The 16,696-nt window shown below is 68.0% G+C and carries 18 protein-coding genes; 9 read left to right on the top strand and 9 right to left on the bottom strand.

Annotated elements, in window-relative coordinates; genetic code table 11:
• Positions 1-89 precede the first annotated feature (89 nt).
• Positions 90-284: a hypothetical protein gene (locus O5O43_RS02240; protein ID WP_271085305.1), complete on the bottom strand. Its 195-nt coding sequence runs from the start codon at positions 282-284 to the stop codon at positions 90-92.
• A 230-nt stretch (positions 285-514) separates the two neighbouring features.
• Complete coding sequence (locus tag O5O43_RS02235; RefSeq protein ID WP_271085304.1) at positions 515-1,219, bottom strand: response regulator transcription factor CtrA; 705 nt, start codon at positions 1,217-1,219, stop codon at positions 515-517.
• A gap of 341 nt (positions 1,220-1,560) precedes the next feature.
• Between O5O43_RS02235 and O5O43_RS02230 the strand changes: the two genes are divergently transcribed.
• Entirely contained in the window at positions 1,561-1,926 is a 366-nt protein-coding gene (locus tag O5O43_RS02230) for a chromosomal replication initiator DnaA (RefSeq protein ID WP_271085303.1), read from the top strand.
• Positions 1,923-2,636: a DUF6456 domain-containing protein gene (locus O5O43_RS02225; protein ID WP_271085302.1), complete on the top strand. Its 714-nt coding sequence runs from the start codon at positions 1,923-1,925 to the stop codon at positions 2,634-2,636. Before O5O43_RS02230 ends, O5O43_RS02225 begins: the two co-directional genes overlap by 4 nt.
• A gap of 55 nt (positions 2,637-2,691) precedes the next feature.
• On the opposite strand, the gene O5O43_RS02220 is transcribed toward O5O43_RS02225, so the two are convergent.
• Entirely contained in the window at positions 2,692-3,120 is a 429-nt protein-coding gene (locus O5O43_RS02220; RefSeq protein ID WP_271085301.1) for a SufE family protein, read from the bottom strand.
• A gap of 244 nt (positions 3,121-3,364) precedes the next feature.
• Between O5O43_RS02220 and O5O43_RS02215 the strand changes: the two genes are divergently transcribed.
• A complete protein-coding gene (locus O5O43_RS02215) occupies positions 3,365-5,014 on the top strand; it encodes a HAMP domain-containing sensor histidine kinase (protein ID WP_271085300.1) in 1,650 nt (549 codons plus the stop codon).
• A 28-nt stretch (positions 5,015-5,042) separates the two neighbouring features.
• On the opposite strand, the gene O5O43_RS02210 is transcribed toward O5O43_RS02215, so the two are convergent.
• Both O5O43_RS02210 and O5O43_RS02205 read right to left on the bottom strand, forming a co-directional pair.
• A complete protein-coding gene (locus tag O5O43_RS02210) occupies positions 5,043-5,831 on the bottom strand; it encodes a hypothetical protein (protein WP_271085299.1) in 789 nt (262 codons plus the stop codon).
• A 122-nt stretch (positions 5,832-5,953) separates the two neighbouring features.
• Positions 5,954-6,844, bottom strand: a complete 891-nt coding sequence (locus tag O5O43_RS02205; RefSeq protein ID WP_271085298.1) for a hypothetical protein — start codon at positions 6,842-6,844, stop codon at positions 5,954-5,956.
• A 55-nt stretch (positions 6,845-6,899) separates the two neighbouring features.
• Here O5O43_RS02205 and O5O43_RS02200 point away from each other — a divergent pair, with 55 nt between their 5' ends.
• Together O5O43_RS02200 and O5O43_RS02195 are read left to right on the top strand one after the other, a co-directional pair.
• Positions 6,900-7,226 (top strand): DUF1491 family protein, encoded by a 327-nt coding sequence (locus O5O43_RS02200; RefSeq protein ID WP_271085297.1) that lies wholly within the window; start codon positions 6,900-6,902, stop codon positions 7,224-7,226.
• A 125-nt stretch (positions 7,227-7,351) separates the two neighbouring features.
• The gene (locus O5O43_RS02195; protein WP_271085296.1) at positions 7,352-7,732 is read left to right on the top strand and encodes a hypothetical protein; all 381 of its coding nucleotides are present in this window, start codon (positions 7,352-7,354) and stop codon (positions 7,730-7,732) included.
• 10 nt (positions 7,733-7,742) lie between these two features.
• On the opposite strand, the gene O5O43_RS02190 is transcribed toward O5O43_RS02195, so the two are convergent.
• Positions 7,743-8,684, bottom strand: a complete 942-nt coding sequence (locus tag O5O43_RS02190; RefSeq protein ID WP_271085295.1) for a hypothetical protein — start codon at positions 8,682-8,684, stop codon at positions 7,743-7,745.
• A gap of 171 nt (positions 8,685-8,855) precedes the next feature.
• Between O5O43_RS02190 and O5O43_RS02185 the strand changes: the two genes are divergently transcribed.
• On the top strand, positions 8,856-10,481 hold the full coding sequence (locus O5O43_RS02185) for a DUF1570 domain-containing protein (RefSeq protein ID WP_271085294.1): 1,626 nt from the start codon (positions 8,856-8,858) through the stop codon (positions 10,479-10,481).
• Between the two features lie 21 nt (positions 10,482-10,502).
• On the opposite strand, the gene O5O43_RS02180 is transcribed toward O5O43_RS02185, so the two are convergent.
• Positions 10,503-10,664: a hypothetical protein gene (locus tag O5O43_RS02180; protein WP_271085293.1), complete on the bottom strand. Its 162-nt coding sequence runs from the start codon at positions 10,662-10,664 to the stop codon at positions 10,503-10,505.
• Positions 10,665-10,846: 182 nt separating this feature from the next.
• Between O5O43_RS02180 and O5O43_RS02175 the strand changes: the two genes are divergently transcribed.
• Together O5O43_RS02175 and O5O43_RS02170 are read left to right on the top strand one after the other, a co-directional pair.
• Entirely contained in the window at positions 10,847-12,478 is a 1,632-nt protein-coding gene (locus O5O43_RS02175) for a peptide chain release factor 3 (protein ID WP_271085292.1), read from the top strand.
• 51 nt (positions 12,479-12,529) lie between these two features.
• A complete protein-coding gene (locus tag O5O43_RS02170; protein ID WP_271085291.1) occupies positions 12,530-13,225 on the top strand; it encodes a hypothetical protein in 696 nt (231 codons plus the stop codon).
• A gap of 54 nt (positions 13,226-13,279) precedes the next feature.
• Here the strand turns inward: O5O43_RS02170 and O5O43_RS02165 are convergent, their stop codons facing one another.
• Positions 13,280-14,380 carry an alkene reductase gene (locus O5O43_RS02165; protein WP_271085290.1) on the bottom strand — a complete coding sequence of 367 codons (1,101 nt, stop codon included), beginning with the start codon at positions 14,378-14,380 and terminating at the stop codon, positions 13,280-13,282.
• Between the two features lie 151 nt (positions 14,381-14,531).
• On the opposite strand from O5O43_RS02165, the gene O5O43_RS02160 reads away from it, so the two are divergent.
• Positions 14,532-15,782 (top strand): hypothetical protein, encoded by a 1,251-nt coding sequence (locus O5O43_RS02160; protein ID WP_271086363.1) that lies wholly within the window; start codon positions 14,532-14,534, stop codon positions 15,780-15,782.
• Here O5O43_RS02160 and cysQ read toward each other — a convergent pair.
• Positions 15,779-16,561, bottom strand: coding sequence for a 3'(2'),5'-bisphosphate nucleotidase CysQ (gene cysQ, locus O5O43_RS02155; protein ID WP_271085289.1), 783 nt, complete (start codon positions 16,559-16,561; stop codon positions 15,779-15,781). The two genes, O5O43_RS02160 and cysQ, sit on opposite strands and share 4 nt — an antisense overlap.
• Positions 16,562-16,696 lie beyond the last annotated feature (135 nt).

Raw genomic sequence — 16,696 nt, 5'->3', positions numbered from 1 at the left:
AACGCCCGCCGGCCCTCCCCGGCAGGCGTTTCTGCTTTGGATCTGGAGCAAAGGTCCGCTTACGACCCAATGCGGACCTTCCGTCGCGATCATTGGCTCCGGGTCCTAAACCAGTAGATCAGCCAACCGGGAACGGATTTAAGCCAGCAACACGCCGCACCCAAAAAGCCGCTGGCGATGTAGAAGCCGCCGAACAGCATGAAGGGCTCAAGCTTGTTCGTCGCGTAGAAGGTGGATGCCACCGCGAGAAGGACCATCGGGATGGCGGCAAGCTTCCAGATCATGACTGCCGTCCAAATACTGTCGGCAGCTACACTCTTTGGCTGCTGAATGAGGTGCCGCATCATATGGTCTCAGCCTCGGGGTTCTCGTCATTGATACGCGATCAACGTCCGCTTTCCACCCATGGCTGACCTTCCGCGCGTCCGCTTCTGACCATCCTGCGCGCCAACGAAAACGCCCGCCGGGTTGTCCCGGCGGGCGTTGATCTTCTGGTCGTTTCTTCCCTGAAGGCTTAGGCGGCGGCGACGGTCTGCGCGCCTTCCGACGGGTCGCGCAGGACGTAGCCGCGGCCCCAGACGGTTTCGATGTAGTGTTTGCCGCCGGCGGCCGTGGCCAGCTTCTTGCGCAGCTTGCAGATGAAGACGTCGATGATCTTCAGCTCGGGCTCGTCCATGCCGCCGTACAAATGGTTCAGGAACATTTCCTTGGTCAGGGTCGTGCCCTTGCGGAGCGAGAGCAGCTCCAGCATCTGGTATTCCTTCCCCGTCAGGTGGACGCGGTGACCGTTCACCTCGACCGTCTTGCCGTCCAGGTTCACCGCGATCTCGCCGGTGTGGATGATGGCCTGGGCGTGACCCTTGGAGCGACGGACCACGGCGTGGGTGCGCGCGATCAGTTCGTCCTTGTGGAAGGGCTTGGTCATGTAGTCGTCGGCGCCGCCGCCGAAGGTCTTGACCTTGGTCTCGATCTCGGTCGAGCCCGACAGGATCATGACCGGCGTGTTGACCTTGCCGACGCGCAGCTGGCGCAGGACTTCCAGGCCGCTCATGTCCGGCAGGTTCAGGTCCAGAAGAATGAGGTCGTAGTCATAGATCTTGCCCAGATCGATGCCCTCTTCACCCAGGTCGGTCGTGTAGACGTTGAAGCCTTCCGACTTCAGCATCAGCTCGATGCTCTGCGCCGTCGCGTGATCGTCTTCGATAAGCAGAACGCGCATTCATGCCCCTCCAGGCAAAAGCTAGACCATATGACCCGCCGCAAACGACCGGGTAACCTTGTTCCGGAGTTAACCTCCCGAACCCTTAAGAAGTATTAACGCCACCCCATGAAGGCGAATCTGGGGTGATTTGCGAATCGCGTCGAGTGCGCGCGAGTCAACGATTCGAATTTTTCGACGGGTTTCATGCAATCCCGCCGGACTCGCCCTGGTTAGAAACCGCACGGCCCCGCCACAACTGGGGATATGACCGATTCTGACGTCTAGCAGGACCATATTCCTAGCATGCCTTCCTGCCGACCTATCCTGGCGGGTCCGCGTCTTGGCATGGGAGGAACGCCTTGAAGACACCCTACCGCATCATCGTGCCGTCCGAGGATCGAGACCGGGCCGATCTGGTCATGCAGGTCACCGCCATGCGGCTCGGCACGCCGATGGAGACCCTCAAGCACAAGGGCCGACTGTCGAAGCCGGCGGTGCGCGTGCGGCGCGTCTCTCTCTACCTCGGCTACGTCGCCCTGGGATGGTCGCTGGAGCGGGTCGGCCACGCCTTCGGCTTCAATCGCCAGACCATCGCGACCGCCTGCGCCCGCATCGAGGAGGCGCGCGATGAACCGCATCTGGACGCCTTGCTGGATGAACTGACCGCCACCATACGCACCCTGTGCGAGACGCCGCCCGCAACCGACCTGCCGGAGGTCGCATGAGCGGGCCCGTGGCGCGCGCGCGGGGCCTGCTCGCGCGGGCTGGATGGATCGATGTCGCGGCGGCGGACGGGACCTATCCCTTGCGCGTCGGCGGCGACCGGCGCACGCGGACGACGATGAGGCTCAGCGAGGCGGAGTTTCTGGCCCTGGTCGCCGATCCCGGTTTGAAGGCTCGCCCGGGCGGCGGCTGGATCGAGCGGCCCCGCGTCGCTGAGGCCCCGTCTCCGACGCCCGGCGCGCCCGGTCGCATCGAGGGCGAACGCGCCGTCATGGACGCCGACGGCCTCGTGACCCTGCGCCGCGCCAATCTCGGCGAGAGCCCCCTGGCCTGGCTCGCGCGTCGCAAGGACGCCGAGGGCCGTCCATTTCTGAGCCCCGCCGAACTCGCGGCGGGCGAACGTCTGCGGTCGGATGCGGAAATCGCCCGCGCCGGTCCTTCGCTGACGATGCGCTGGGACGCCCTTCCCCGCACCGGCGGCGGCTCATCGGCCCGAATGGAGCCCGGCGACCGCAGCCTCGCGGCCGGCCGGCGCGTCGCCCGCGCCCTGGCCGCCGTCGACCCGCGTCACCGCCCCCTGCTGGAACAGGTCTGTCTGCGCGAGACCAGTCTTCAGCTTGCCGAGCGCCACACCGGCGCGGCGCGACGCGAAGGCAAGACTGTCCTCAAGGCAGGGTTACGGATGCTGGCGGCCCACTATGGGATCGGCTGATGCGGAACCGTCGGAAAAGCCACTCGAGACGCCCGAAACCGGGTCTTCGTGACCCTCAACCCGCCGCCATCGCCTCCTGCCGGATCCGGCCCACCATGGCGTTCAGACCGTTGGCCCGCTGACGCGTCAGGGCCTGGGGCAGACCGAGGCGATCCAGGGCAGCGCGGGCGTCGAAGGCGAGGATTTGCGCCGCCGGGCGACCCGAGTAGAGTTTCAGCAACAAGGCCACATTGCCCTTGGAGATGGCGCTGTCGCTGTCGGCTCGGAACGTCAGCCGATCCCCGTCGCGGTCCGAGGCCAGCCAGACCTGGGCCGCACAGCCGGGCACCTTGTTCGCCTCGATCCGATCGGCGTCCGGCAGGGGCGCCAGGTCCTTGCCTAGGTCGATGACGTAGGCGATCCGCTGTTCCCAGTCCTCCAGCACGTCGAAATCGTCGGCCAGTTCGTCCAGGGTGGCGTCGATGGTGTCGGCCGGGTCGCTCATGGCCCGCCAGATAGGCCGCGCGCCGGTTAACGACAACCGCTCCGACCATCCCCAGACGCACGCCGCCGCTCCACGGCCGGGAGTCGCCTCACGCGGGAGCGGGCTTTAGACGACTCATGCGCGAGGCTAGTCTCGCCGGTCGGCGCGTCACCTTCCCGGACCCGTCGCCCTGGCCGCGGACACCTGTTTGAACCCTGACGTCGATCCTGCCCCGGACGCCTCACCGCCGCCCTCGCGCGCGACGATGGCCGAAGGTCTGTCCGCCCTCACGGCGTGGCACGCCGCCTGGGCCGTGGCGACCGCCCTGTCGGCGATCGCAGGGGCGACCTTGGGCGGCCTCAGCGCCTCCTCGATCTTCGGCGTGGCGGCCATGGTCCTGCCCGGAGCGGCCGGTCTGGTCCTGCTACGGCGCGACGGGACAGGCGAGCGGTCGTTGCTGCTGGTCGGCTGGACCCTGGCCGCGCTGGCGGCGGCCATGCTGTCAGGCGGGCTGGCGGGGCCTCTGGTCGGCGCCGTCGTCATGCCCTTCGTCGCCGCCCTGGCGTTGGGCGGGCCCCGCCACGGCGTGCGTCTGGCCCAGGCCGGCGCGGTCGGATCGGGCATTGCCGCCCTGGGCGGACAGGTCTCGGCCCTGTTGATCGGCCCCCCGCCCAGCCAGCCCATCCCGGCCTCGGTGTCGGTCGTCCTGGCCACCGGGGCGGCCTTGCTGGCCGTCCGACTGGCCTGGCGGCTGCGCGAGAACAGGCTGGTCGCAGCCGAGGCCATGGCCCATCGTGTCGAGACGATCCTCGCCGCGACGCCGGGCCTGACCCTGGTGATGGAGCCTTCGGGACGGGTGCTGGCCGCCTATGGCGCGCCCCCGCCGGCGCTGGAGCCGGACGCCCTGTTCCAGTCCGGCCTGATCGCCGCCGTCCATGCGCCGGATCGCCCCGCCATCCTCGCAGCCATCGACCGGGCTCTGGCGGGCCATGAGGGGCAGGTCCAGTTCGCCCCTCGCGTGGCGCTGGACCGCCGCGTCAATCTCATCGTCCGCCGCATGGACGACGGAGACGGGACCCCGCGCGTCATCGCTCAGGCCTTCGACGCCACTCGCCAGTTCGCCACCGAGATCGGCCTCGAAGCCGCCCGCGCCGAGGCCGAGGCCCGCGACAGCGGCAAGACTCGCTTCCTCGCCAATATGAGCCACGAACTGCGCACGCCGCTGAACGCCGTGCTCGGCTTCTCCGACATCATGCGCCAGCGCATCTTCGGCCCCCTGCCCCAGAAATACGCCGACTACGCCGACAGCATCCATCAGGCGGGCGGCCACCTGCTGGACCTGATCAACGACGTGCTGGACGTGTCCAAGATCGAGGCCGAACGCTATGAGCTGTCGCGCGAGGTGTTCGACGCCCGCGAGGGGGTGTCCGCCGCCGTCGCGCTCGTCCGCGTGGCGGCCAGCGACAAGGGCGTCTTCCTGAACAGTCTGGTTCCGGACCAGCCGCTGAGCGTCGACGCCGACAAGCGGGCGCTGAAGCAGATCACGCTGAACCTGTTGTCCAACGCCATCAAATTCACGCCTGCAGGCGGATCGGTGACCCTGACGCTGGAGGTCATCGGCCCGTATCTGGAACTGGTCGTGTCCGACACCGGCGTTGGCATCGCCGCCCGCGACCTGAAGCGTCTGGGCCGCCCGTTCGAACAGGCGGGCGCGGTTGAGCAGAAGGTCCAGGGCACGGGTCTGGGCCTGTCCCTGGTGCGGGCCCTTGCCGAACTGCACGGCGGCAGGATGAGCCTGGACTCGACGCTGGGTGAAGGTACGGCCGTGACGGTGCGGATGCCGGTGGCGGTTGCGGCACGGCCGGTCCTGCCCGAGGGCGGCGCGGAGGTGATCCCCTTCAACGCAGGAGGCTGACCATGGCCGAGCTCCGGATTCGCATCCCCTAGGGCAGACACTGTCTCATGACGTCGGACAGTTGTCCGATCATCGGCGCCGTCCAGCCTGTTTCAGGCGTCAGTTCCGCCGCCTGCGCCGCTTCGATGGTCCGGGAGATGGCCTCAGGCAGACTTTCGACGAAGCCCGGCGTGCGGGTGTTGTAGAATACGCAGGTGGTCGCGCACAGATGCTTGTTCGCCGCGCTTGAATAGGTGTCCGATCGAGCGAGAGGCAATCGCCCGTCGCGCAGGGCGTCTTCCGCATGGCCGTGGTCGAACACCACCGCCGCGCCCCGGGTCTTCCACGCATGACCCGTTACCATATAGTTGTTGGTGTAGGCGATGTCGTCGAGTTCGCGTCGATAGACGAACGGTGTCAGCCTACCCTGTTTCGGTGTGTCGCCGAACAGCTTTCCGACGAAGATCGATCCCCAGAGGCAACCCTCGGCATCCGAAGCGGCGGCTTGCGCTTCACGCGTCCGTTCGAAGACATCGGGATGCAGCCAGTCGTCGTCATCGATGGGGATCAGCGCATCGTCATCGGCAAGCGCTTGCGCGTCCAAGTCCCGGGCGTCGATGATCTTCGCCCCCGTCGCGACAAGCGTCTGATGGGCGATTGTCTTCATCGCCTGCCGGAAGGACAGAAAGTCGAGCCGACTGACGGCGTCCCAGCGTCGAGCGAAATCGACGATCAGGCCTGCCGGCAGGCCATTGGCTTCACAGAATGGCCGGCTGTCCGCCAGGTCGAAGGTCGGCCAATGAGGGCTCCGCCGCACGACGATATAGTTGGCAGCCAAATCGATCGCCCCACAGCATCTGCGCCGACGCGGCGCATAAGATCACTGACCGATTGTGGTTGGCGGACGCAAGTCCAGCGAAAGGAAAGGGACGCAGGGCCGTCGGTAGAGCTGACGCCCTGTCAGACAGTCCCCATGGCGACGAACGCCCGCCCGGCCGCGAAGTCGCCCGCCTCGAAGGTCGCCGTCGCCACGCTGCCGTCGCGGAACAGAAATTCGATCAGGAAGGGCTCGCGCGGGTCGAGGCGCGACAGGCGGTCGCCGCCCGTCGTGGGGAAGGTCCAGGTCTCGCCCTGGGTCCGGCCGGTGGCCAGAAGGCTGGCCGGCGCGGGCGCGGTTCCGGCCGACCAGACCGTCTGGCGCCCGGTCTCGGGCGGCAGGACGGCGCGGCCGGAGGGGGTCATCCACGGACGGGCGGCCAGGGCCGGGTCGCGCATGACGATCCGCGCCGCATAGGGACGCGGGCGACCGACGAAGGAGACGACGGCGGTCAGCATCTCGCCGCCGAACACATTGCCCGTTCCCGGCGCAGTGGCGCTCAGGCCGAAGCGCACGGGCGAGGCTCCGGTCACCGACGTCTGGACCAGACGCCAGGTCGCGGCCTCACGGCGCACACGGTCGGCGGTCCATTTCGAACGGTCGCCGTTGAAATCCATGCGCGGGATTCGCTGCCAGCCGGCGAAGGCGTCGGAGACCCGGTCGCGCACCACCGCCAGCTCGGGATTGGCGCAGGAGATCTGGCGCGCGCGGGCCTGAGCCCGGGCGGCCGTGGCCTGAAGCGTCGTCTCGGGCGTCCCGGCGCGCAGGGCTGCGCCCCGCGACTGCAAGGCGGCGGCTGACAAGGCCCCGGCGACCGGCGCGCGGAACAGGTTGCATTTCTGATGCGCGGCCAGGACGAAGGTCCGGTCATAATAGGTCCCCGTCCCGTCGGCGAAGGCGGCCATGGGCGTCGCCGCGATCATGACGGCGGCGGCGACAACTCTGGCGGTGCGGGCGAAAAGGCCTAGGGTCATGCGGCCACCGTAGCGCCGTGTCGTTCCGGTCCCGTTTCCAGGCAAGGTTACCGATTTGCTTCTGAACTCAGACCTGTGGGTGGGCGCCCTGATCCGCCGCGCCCAGATCGAAGGGGCCAATGCGACGGTCGTGCGCAAGGGAGACGCGCGCGCCGGGACCGTGATCGTGAAGGCCTACAACACGTCAGACCGCACGGCGCGGGTCTACAGCGAAGCCTTCGGCCCCGACGGCGAGCGTCTCTGGATCCAGCCCGCGACCGGGACGGAGGGCGAACTCGACGCCTACATCGAGCGTCAGCGGAACTACGATCCCGACCTCTGGGTCGTGGAGGTCGAGGATCGTCAGGGGCGGCATTTCATCGTCGAGAAGGTCGCCGATTAAGGACTTGCTGCGGTCCCTTGCACCCGGTCGCAAATCCTTAACGACGTTCGGGAACGGAACCGAAAACCCCTTGGCCTAGGGTCACGACGTCGGCGAGAAGCGTCGGCGTCAGGCGAGTGCCCCGTATGCTGTTTCTCATGAACGACGTCGTCTTCGACCTGAACGAGGCCTCTCCGGTCACGTCGGCGGATGCGCGCCGGTTCGAGAAGCTCGGCTTCGACTATCTGATGGAGCTGGGCTGCGAGCTGTTCGCCGAGGACCCGATGCTGCACCGGAACGATCCCGAGCGCGCGCGCCGTCTGGCCTGGTTGATCCACGACCGCAGCCCTGAAGTGAACGCCGCCTTGTTCGCCGCGCCCGAGACCGACTGCGACCCGGCCCTGGTCGAACCCCAGTTCTGCGCCCTGCCCGCCGCCGTACTGGACCAGCTCTCGATGCGCGGCCGCAAGGGCAAGCTGGACGCTGTCGCCGCCGACCGCGCCGTCTGGGGCCGCCTGGCCGCCTGAGCCTCCAAGCCTATTCCGCCTGCCGGCGGCGCTCGATGGCCTCCATCTCGGCTTCGACCGCGCCCATCCGGCTGACTGTCGAGACCGTGTCGAGCCGGGCTTTGTACAGACCCTTGAGATAGGCCATGTCCCAGTCGGTCAGCCCCTGCACGCCGGCCGGGTTCCGGAACAGATTCAACACGCTGTCGTGGCCGCGAACGTCCACCTCGGGGTCGATCTGGGCCATGGCGATCATGGCGACGTAGTCCGCCAGTTGGGCGAAGGTCGCCTCACCTAGACGCGTCGTATCCACGATGATCACCGCCCGGATCAGATTGTCCCTGCGCTCGCTGTAGATGCGCGAGGCGATGAACTTGTCGACTATGATGACAGCCGAAAACGGATCGATCGGATTGATCGCCCCATCGCTGTCGCCGGGCAGACGGACGATGCGGCCGCCTGTGTCGGCGTCCACTGGCAGGCTGACATGCCACCACCGCACCGGGTGGTCGTTCGACTGGAACCGTGCCAGCGCCGCCCGACCCAGGTCCATGCCCTCGCCGCCCAGGACGAAGAACCGCCGTCTGCGCTCGACCAGCCCCGTCGCCGTGCCCGGCCCGTCGTTGGTGGCTACGATCAGCACCTGCGGATCGCAGCCGGGGTCCTCGGACCTCAGGCCCAGATCGACGGCCACTGACGACACCCGATCGACGATGGCCCGGGCGGCCGCCGGCTGGAAGTTGATCGCGCCGACGCAGACATCCCGATGCCAGCGCGCCGGGCCGTAGCCGTATTCGGAGATGGGCGCGGCGACAGACCCGACGAAGTCGTCGATCCGGGTCTCAAGGTTCATACCCGCAAGAGCGCCCTGCACCTCAACCGTCGGCAGCTGGACCGAACCTTCGTTCTGCGCGGGCGGGGGCGGCGCGTCCTGCCCCGACAGGGCGAGGGCGATCATGGCGGCGAGCAGCATCCGTTTCCCTTCGAAGCCAGAAAACCACGAGACGCCATACAGGCGGCAAGTCAACCACCGGTCGTCCGATCGCGAGAGATCGTCGCGTCTCCGTGCACTTCGACGGCAGCGCTTTACACCGCCTCTTCCTTTCGCCCATCCTCTCGGCGGGTGGTTGTTTGCGGGGTCGATATGAAACGGTCTTCACTGATGCGGACGGTCTGCGCCGTCGCGGCGCTTATGCTCGGCGCGGGGTCGGCTCATGCCGAATGGCTGCGGGCCGAGACCGATCACTTCATCATCTACGGCGACACCTCGCGCGGGGCGATCACCAGCTACGCCCAGAAGGTGGAGCGGTTCGACGCCCTGCTGCGCGTCTACTATCCGATCCGCATCGACCACGAGATCCCCAAGCTGGAGATCTTCCTGGCCGGCGGTCAGGACGACATGCGCCGCGCCTCGCCGGGCATCAGCCCGACCATCGGCGGTTTCTATTCGCCGACGGGGGGCCGCATTCATGCGGTCGCCAACACCGAAAGCGCGATGGCGGACGACGTGATCTTCCACGAGTACGGTCACCACTTCATGTTCCAGATGGCGTCGAACGCCTATCCCGCCTGGTTCGTGGAGGGGTTCGCCGAATACTACGCCACCGTCCAGATCCGGAACGGCCGGTTCCAGATCGGTCGCATTAATGAAGGCCGCATGCGGTCGCTGAACGGCTCCTACTACACCTGGCCGCCGCTTTCTGACGTGCTGCGCTGGCGCATCGACTCCCGGGGGCGCTACCGGGGTGCGGACTACTACGCCCTGTCCTGGGCCATGGCCCACTATTTCCTCAGCGACCCCGAGCGGCGTCGCAAGCTGGGCGTCTATCTGAATGCGGTCTCCGAGGGCGCCGATCCGGTCGATGCCCTGCCCGGCACGGTGGGCATGACGGCCGAGCAGCTTCAGGCCGAGATCCGCAGCTATGTCTTGGGGACGATGATCTATCTGACGCCCCAGATCGATGTGCCGAACCCGGCGGTCGCCGTCACGGCGATGACGCCGGACGAAGGCCGTCTGGCCTGGCTCGACCTGCGGCTGGACCGCATGGATCCGACCGAGCGCGAGATCACCCCGACCCGGCTCGACGGCGAAACCGACGCCGCCTACGAGGCTCGGACCGCTGAAGCGCGCGCCGAATACGCCGAAGAACGCGCCGATCTGATCCGCGACGCCCTGGCCGGCGCCGCCGTCAATCCGACCGATCCCGCCAGCCTCAAGGTCAGGGCGCGCGCGCAGCGGCTGTCGGGCGACGACGACGCCGCCGTCGCCACCCTGGCGCCCCTGCTCTCGGATGGATCGACCGACGCCCGGGCGCTGAGGCTGGCGGGCGAGATCCTGCTGGACCAGTCCATGTCGAACGGCGAGGCGGCTCCCGCCCAGGTCCGTCAGGCGCGCGGCTATCTGGCGCGTTCGCTCGATCTCGACCCTCTGGATTTCCAGACCTATGTCGCCCTGGACCGGTCGCGCGTGAACGCCGAGGGCTATCCCTCGCCCAACGACCTGACGACGCTTCAGGTCGCCAACGAACTGGCGCCCCAGTCCTTCGATGTGCGAATGCGCTACGCCCGCGCGCTGATGGCGCGAGATCGCGATCTGGAAGCAGTGCGGATGCTGAGCCCGGTGGCGAACAGCCCTCACGCCAATGCGACGCGGACCCAGGCGCGGGTGCTCCTAGCCCAGGCGCGCGCCGACGCCGGCTTGTCGGTCGAGGCCGCCGGCGAGGCTCCGCCCGAAGAAGCGCCCGGAGAAGACGCAGGCGGCGGCGGGTGATCCTCGCCGTCGCGGCGCCCGTTACATCAGGACGTTGAAGACCAAGTGCACCAGGCCGGCGGCGCCGAAGATCACGCCGAAGCCGGTCAGCAGGCAGACGGCGGGATGAAACTCGCGTTCCGTGAACCGTTTCGACGGCGCGCGAACGCTTGAAATGTGGTGGGCCGAATCCAGCAGAGCCATGGCCGTTTCCTTCTTCCCTGCGGCGCCCCGGCTCACGTCCGGAACGTCTCACAACGGGAGCATGACTCTAAAGACCCTGTTTGGCGAGGGGATTTTGCGGCCTTTCTCGACAGTCCTTCGAGAACGGCTTGGCGCCCGCCTCGCGTGACTTTGGCGGCCCCGCGCGCTACCTCCCCCGCCGCATGTCGAAACTCACCCTCGAACAGGAGGCCGGTCGCCGCCGGACCTTCGCCATCATCGCCCACCCCGACGCCGGCAAGACGACGCTGACGGAGCATATCCTGCTGTCCGGCGGGGCCATCCGGGCGGCCGGCGCGGTGCGGGCGCGCGGCGAGAACCGGCGCACCCAGTCCGACTGGATGAAGATTGAGAAGGAGCGCGGCATTTCCGTCTCCGCCTCGGTCATGACGTTCGAGCACGACGGCAAGATGTTCAACCTGCTCGATACGCCGGGCCACGAGGACTTCTCGGAAGACACCTATCGCACCCTCACTGCCGCCGACTGCGCCATCATGGTGCTGGACGCCGCCAAGGGTATCGAGCCGCAGACGCTGAAGCTGTTCGAGGTCTGCCGCCTGCGCGACATCCCGATCATCACCTTCATCAACAAGCTGGACCGCGAAGCCCAGGACCCGATGGCCCTGCTGGACGAGATCGCGTCACGGCTTCAGCTCGACCCCGCCCCCATCTGGTGGCCGGCCGAAAGCGGCAACCGTCTGCGCGGCATGGTCGAGATGGGGACCGGCCGCTTCCAGCCCTACGCCAAGAAGCCGGCCGGTTCGAAGGACGAGGTCGCCCATCCCGCCGCCCTCCCGCTGTCGGAGGCCGCCGAATATTTCGAAGAGGGCGAGCATCAGGCGATGATCGACGCTCAGGAACTGGTCGAGGCGGGCTATCCGACCTTCGACCGCCAGTCCTTCCTCGAAGGCCACATGACGCCGGTTCTGTGGGGTTCGGCGCTCCGCCACTTCGGCATCGACGAACTGCTGGCCGCCATCGGCGAATGGGCCCCTCCGCCCAAGGTCATGCCGGCGCGCAAGGAGGCTCCGCCCGAGACCCGCAACGCCCCCGCTCCCGTCGAACTGACGGTCCAGCCGGGGTCCAACGAGGTCACCGGCTTCGTCTTCAAGGTCCAGGCCAACATGGACCCCAACCACCGCGACCGCATCGCCATGTTCCGTATGGCGTCCGGCAGCTTCAAGCGCGGCATGAAGCTGAAGGTCCAGAACACCGGCAAGCAGCTGTCGGTGAACGCCCCCATCATGTTCTTCGCCTCGGACCGCGAACTGGCGGACGACGCCTTCGCCGGCGACGTTATCGGCATCCCGAACCACGGCGTCCTGCGCGTCGGCGACAGCCTCTCGGAAAGCGGGATGATCCGCTTCGCCGGCCTGCCGAACTTCGCTCCCGAAATCCTCCAGCGCGTACGGGTCAAGGATCCGCTCAAGGCCAAGCACCTGAAGAAGGCGCTGGACGGCCTGGCCGAGGAAGGCGTCACCCAGCTGTTCCGCCCGGAAATCGGGGCGGACTTCATCGTCGGCGCCGTGGGCCAGCTTCAGTTCGAGGTCATGGCCGACCGTCTGGGCGAAGAATACGGCCTCGAAGTCATCTTCGAACACAGCCCCTATGCCGAGGCGCGCTGGATCGACGGTGAGAAGGCCGACGTCGAGGACTTCATGTCCAAATACCGCGGCCAGATGGCCCGCGACATCGACCAGGCCCCGGTCTTCCTGGCCAAGTCCAGCTGGGAGACCGGCTACGTCATGGAGCGCTTCCCGAAGGTCGCCTTCACCAAGACGAAGGAACGGGGCTGAACCTCACGCCTCCGCCATCGTTTTGTCGTCCCGGCCTGCTGGAAAGACGACATGACCCTGCGTGCGAAGATTCTCGGAACGGCCCTGACGGGCAGCCTCCTGCTGGCGGCGGGGGCCACGCTGGCCCAGACCAGCGGTTCCGCCGCAACCCGGGCGCTGAATGGCGCGCCGGCGGAGTCCACTCTGTCGACACGGCCGAACGCCCAGCCGCCCCTGACCGCCGCAGAACGACCGCAGGCGACGCGCGCGCGCCCTTCCGCGCCCACGCGATCGCAGGCATCGAGCGGCGACCGCGCCCTGGAGGATCTACTCGCCTCCACGGCCGACGACGCGGACGCCGAAGACGCTGAACCCGCCGGAGTGACCCTGGCCGCCGGCGAGACAGAGCCCCCGCCCATCCCGATGACGCTCGGCTACTACGTCCGTGGCGAGAAGGAATGCGATCAGGTCTGGCCGGGCGAGGGCGATCTGGCCTGGCTGACCCCGACCAGCTTCACCATCGACTTCGGCGGGTGCGAACCGGGCCAGTTTCTCCAGACCGGGCCGAACAGCTGGAAGGAAGAACAGCGCTGCCGCACCGAGCGCGGCGGTGACGCGGGCGCCTACAATGTCACCTATGAGGTGCTCGGCACGGACGTCATCAAGCGTCAGGCCCGCCTTGGCGACGACGTCGATACGGCCGAAGACGACCTGTGGAACTTCTGCCGGCTCGAAGACGTCCCCGAGAACGCCCGTTTCGGCTCCTGAACGCGGACGGTCCGGTCCGGCGTCTGAACACGCCGAACCGGCTGTCGCGTCAAGTCAGGCTTCGGCCGTTTCCAGGAACGGGTAGTCGGTGTAGCCCTTGGCGCCGCCGCCGTAGAAGGTCGCCTTGTCGGGTGCGTTGAGCGGCGCGTTCTTTTTCCAGCGCTCGACCAGGTCCGGATTTGAGAGGACCGGCACGCCGGAGCTGACCAGATCGGCGCGGCCCTCGGCGAGCGCCTTTTCGGCCAGTTCGCGCGTCAGGCCGCCGTTCAGCATCACCGGCCCGCCGAAGGCCTCGCGCATCTGTTTGGCCAGCTGCGGGGCGCCGTTCTTGATCGACATGGGCGTACCTTCTTCGCCCTCGATCAGGTGCAGATAGGCCAAGCCGAACGGCTTAAGGGCGGCGGCGGCATACAGGAAGATGGAGGCCGGATCGCTGTCGAGCGTCCCGTTCGCTCCGTTCGACGGCGACAGGCGAATGCCGGTGCGGTCCGCCCCGATCGCGTCCACCACGGCGGTCGTCACTTCCAGCATGAAACGCGCGCGGTTCTCGACCGAGCCGCCGTACTGGTCCTCGCGCTTGTTCGCGCCGTCCTTCAGGAATTGGTCGATCAGATAGCCGTTGGCGGCATGGATCTCGACGCCGTCAAACCCCGCCTCGATCGCGTTCTTCGCCGCGTGGACATAGTCGCCGACGATCGCCTCGATCTGCTCGACCGTAAGGGCCCGCGGGGTCTCGAAGTCGGTCATCGAGAAGTCCGGGCGCATGCCCTGACCGCTCGCGATGGCGATGGCGGACGGCGCGAAGCCCGGCAGTCCGTCCGGCTGATAGTCGGACAGCGACACCCGGCCCACGTGCCACAGCTGGGCGACCATCTTGCCGCCCTTGGCGTGGACCGCGTCGGTGATCGGCTTCCAGCCGGCGACCTGTTCAGCGGTGAAGATGCCGGGGGTGTTCGGATAGCCCTGACCCGAGCGACTGATCTGCGTGGCCTCGGAGATGATCAGGCCGGTCGAGGCGCGCTGGGCGTAGTATTCGACCGCCAGCGGATTGGGAACTTCCCCTTCGATGGCCCTGCTTCGCGTCAAAGGAGCCATGGCGATCCGGTTCTTCAGATGGATCGCTCCGAGATCGATGGGGTCGAAAAGCTTCGTCATGTGGAACACCTGGTGTTGCGGTCGAGACCAGTTAGGCGCCCGACCCCTCGGCTGCAACGGCGGAACCAGCCGGCGGCGTCGGGTTTGCTAGACAAGGGACCGAAGGCTTGAGACGGTCCCGATGCGGGACGCGCGGAGATTTGACGTGGCGATGTTCGAGTTCGGCAAGGATCTGAGGCGACTGTTCGTTCAGGCGCGCGAGAGCGACGACCTCGGCTGGCTGGAGCTGATCGGCGTCGACCTCCTGGCGCGCGAGGCCAGGACGCTGACGACCGACGGCGGCCGGGTCTCCTGCTCCCAGCCGTCCCAGACCTGGCGCCGAGCCTCCATCCTGTGGCGCGAGCATGCGCGTCGCAGCGGCCATCCCGAAAGCATCGCCCGCGCCCTGACGACCGCCGAGGACGCCCTGAAGGCCGCGAAGTCCGACGACGACCGCGCCCGCGCCCTCCTGGCCGGCGCCCAGGCCCTGATCGTGAAGTTCGACCTCTACGGCGACCGCGACGCCGTCACACAGGCCGCCGAACTGGCCCGTGAGGTCAACGCCAAACGCCTGCCGACGCTGGCCTCCTGCGCCGGCGTCCACGCGCGCATCCGGGCGCGTCAGGCGAGAATCTCGGAGAAGCTGTCGGACCGCCAGGACGCCGCCGCCCTGATGGACGCGGCCCTGCACGCCTTGACGAAACACAATCCGCTGGAGGCCGATGACCTTCGTCTGGACTCGGCCGCCCTGGCGCTGGAAGGCGGCATCATCCAGCGCGACGCCCGCCTGCTGGACCAGGCCGGACGCGACTTGACCGCCCTCGTGGAAGCGTCGTCGCCGGACACCCGCCCCATGACCCGCGCCCGGGCGCTGGCCCTCTGCGGCGCCGGCCTCGCGGCGCTGGCGGCCATGGCGGGCGACGAAGCGGCCATGCAGACCGGCCACGCCATGTTCGACGCCGCCGCCGACCAGTTCTTCATGGATCACAGCCCGCTGGACTGGGTCGCCATCCAGATCGCCCGCTCCATCGACGCGACCGCGCCCATCGAGCCGATCCGCCAGTCGGTCGCCCTCACCACCGGCCAGGGCACGATCCTCGGGGCCCTGGCCTTGGACCTGCTGGTCGCGCGTGAGATCGAGACGGCCGCCGCCCAGGGCGACCTGACCGACCTGACCCGGATCGAAACCCGCGTCCGTCGCCGTCTGGCCGAGCGCGAAGGCGCGCCGTCCGCCCTGGACTGGGCCGTCGACCAGATCGCCATGGCCCGCCTGATGATCGCCCGCGCCGACCTGATGGGCTCCGACGCCGGTCAGGCCGCCTTTGTCCTCGCCGAAGCCGCCGAGGCCGCCCGCGATCACGGCGTTCCTATGCTGGCGGATCGCGCCAAGGCCCTCATGATGGGCCTGCCCGTCCGGGCCTAGCCGCCCATCGCCACGAAGGCGCCGTTGAGGAAGTCGGGCTTGCCGTAGGTCAGAGGCTGTCCTTCGGCATTCAACACCCGTCCGCCAGCAGCCTCCAGCACGGCCTGCCCTGCCGCCGTATCCCACTCCATGGTCGGGCCGGTGCGCGGATAGGCGTCGAACCGCCCCTCGGCGATCAGGCAGAATTTCAGCGACGAGTCCGTGCCCTGCCATTTCGTGCAGCCGTGGCGGGCCGCCAGACGCGCGGCTTCCTCGTCGGTGACGCTGTGGCTCAACAGGGCGAAGCCTTCGTTCGGCCGGTTCCGAACCTGGATCGTCCGCCAGGCGTCGCCATAGCGCCGCATCTGGGCCCCGCCTTCCGGCCCCGTCCGCCAGGTCACCGAGGTCGCCGGCGCCGAGACCACGCCCACGGTCGGACGGTCGCCCTCGATCAGGGCGATGTTGACGGTGAAGCTCTCCTTGCCCTGGACGAAGCCCTTGGTGCCATCGAGGGGGTCGATCAACCAGAAGCGGTCTGCCGCGCTCTCGGGCTTGCCCTCGACCTCCGATTGTTCCTCGGCCACGGCCTGAACCTCGGGATAGAGGGCGGCGAGGCGCGACAGGATCAGGGCCTCGGCCTCGCGGTCGGCCAGGGTGACCGGGCTGTCGTCGGCTTTGGCGAACACCTCTCCTCCCGCGCGCCAGTAAGGCAGGATCACGCGCGCCGCCTCTTCGGCGATGTCGGCGAGATGGTCGTGGAGCACGCCCGAGGCGAGGTCGGCGGAAAGTCGGTCGGTCATTGGGGCGTGATCCCGAAAAGTGTGGGCGGTTTTCGGACGAGATCACGCCGAAGCAAGAATGCCGGGGGATAGACTATCCGGCGCGGTTTCGCGATCCGGCAAATCACGCGAGGGTGCCGCCGACTTTCGAACCGC

The organism is Brevundimonas sp. NIBR11, from assembly GCF_027912535.1.
GTDB lineage: Bacteria > Pseudomonadota > Alphaproteobacteria > Caulobacterales > Caulobacteraceae > Brevundimonas.
Note: the sequence above shows the minus strand (reverse complement) of the source record. Positions and strands in the feature narration are given on the sequence as shown.

Excerpts from the sequence above, each read along its gene's own strand:
- O5O43_RS02175 (WP_271085292.1), top strand. The coding sequence starts at position 10,847 with ATGTCGAAACTCACCCTCGAACAGGAGGCCGGTCGCCGCCGGACCTTC.
- O5O43_RS02240 (WP_271085305.1), bottom strand. The coding sequence starts at position 284 with ATGATCTGGAAGCTTGCCGCCATCCCGATGGTCCTTCTCGCGGTGGCA.
- O5O43_RS02205 (WP_271085298.1), bottom strand. The coding sequence starts at position 6,844 with ATGACCCTAGGCCTTTTCGCCCGCACCGCCAGAGTTGTCGCCGCCGCC.
- O5O43_RS02220 (WP_271085301.1), bottom strand. The coding sequence starts at position 3,120 with ATGAGCGACCCGGCCGACACCATCGACGCCACCCTGGACGAACTGGCC.
- O5O43_RS02190 (WP_271085295.1), bottom strand. The coding sequence starts at position 8,684 with ATGCTGCTCGCCGCCATGATCGCCCTCGCCCTGTCGGGGCAGGACGCG.
- O5O43_RS02170 (WP_271085291.1), top strand. The coding sequence starts at position 12,530 with ATGACCCTGCGTGCGAAGATTCTCGGAACGGCCCTGACGGGCAGCCTC.
- O5O43_RS02215 (WP_271085300.1), top strand. The coding sequence starts at position 3,365 with ATGGCCGAAGGTCTGTCCGCCCTCACGGCGTGGCACGCCGCCTGGGCC.
- O5O43_RS02195 (WP_271085296.1), top strand. The coding sequence starts at position 7,352 with ATGCTGTTTCTCATGAACGACGTCGTCTTCGACCTGAACGAGGCCTCT.
- O5O43_RS02180 (WP_271085293.1), bottom strand. The coding sequence starts at position 10,664 with ATGGCTCTGCTGGATTCGGCCCACCACATTTCAAGCGTTCGCGCGCCG.
- cysQ (WP_271085289.1), bottom strand. The coding sequence starts at position 16,561 with ATGACCGACCGACTTTCCGCCGACCTCGCCTCGGGCGTGCTCCACGAC.
- O5O43_RS02225 (WP_271085302.1), top strand. The coding sequence starts at position 1,923 with ATGAGCGGGCCCGTGGCGCGCGCGCGGGGCCTGCTCGCGCGGGCTGGA.
- O5O43_RS02160 (WP_271086363.1), top strand. The coding sequence starts at position 14,532 with ATGTTCGAGTTCGGCAAGGATCTGAGGCGACTGTTCGTTCAGGCGCGC.
- O5O43_RS02165 (WP_271085290.1), bottom strand. The coding sequence starts at position 14,380 with ATGACGAAGCTTTTCGACCCCATCGATCTCGGAGCGATCCATCTGAAG.
- O5O43_RS02185 (WP_271085294.1), top strand. The coding sequence starts at position 8,856 with ATGAAACGGTCTTCACTGATGCGGACGGTCTGCGCCGTCGCGGCGCTT.
- O5O43_RS02235 (WP_271085304.1), bottom strand. The coding sequence starts at position 1,219 with ATGCGCGTTCTGCTTATCGAAGACGATCACGCGACGGCGCAGAGCATC.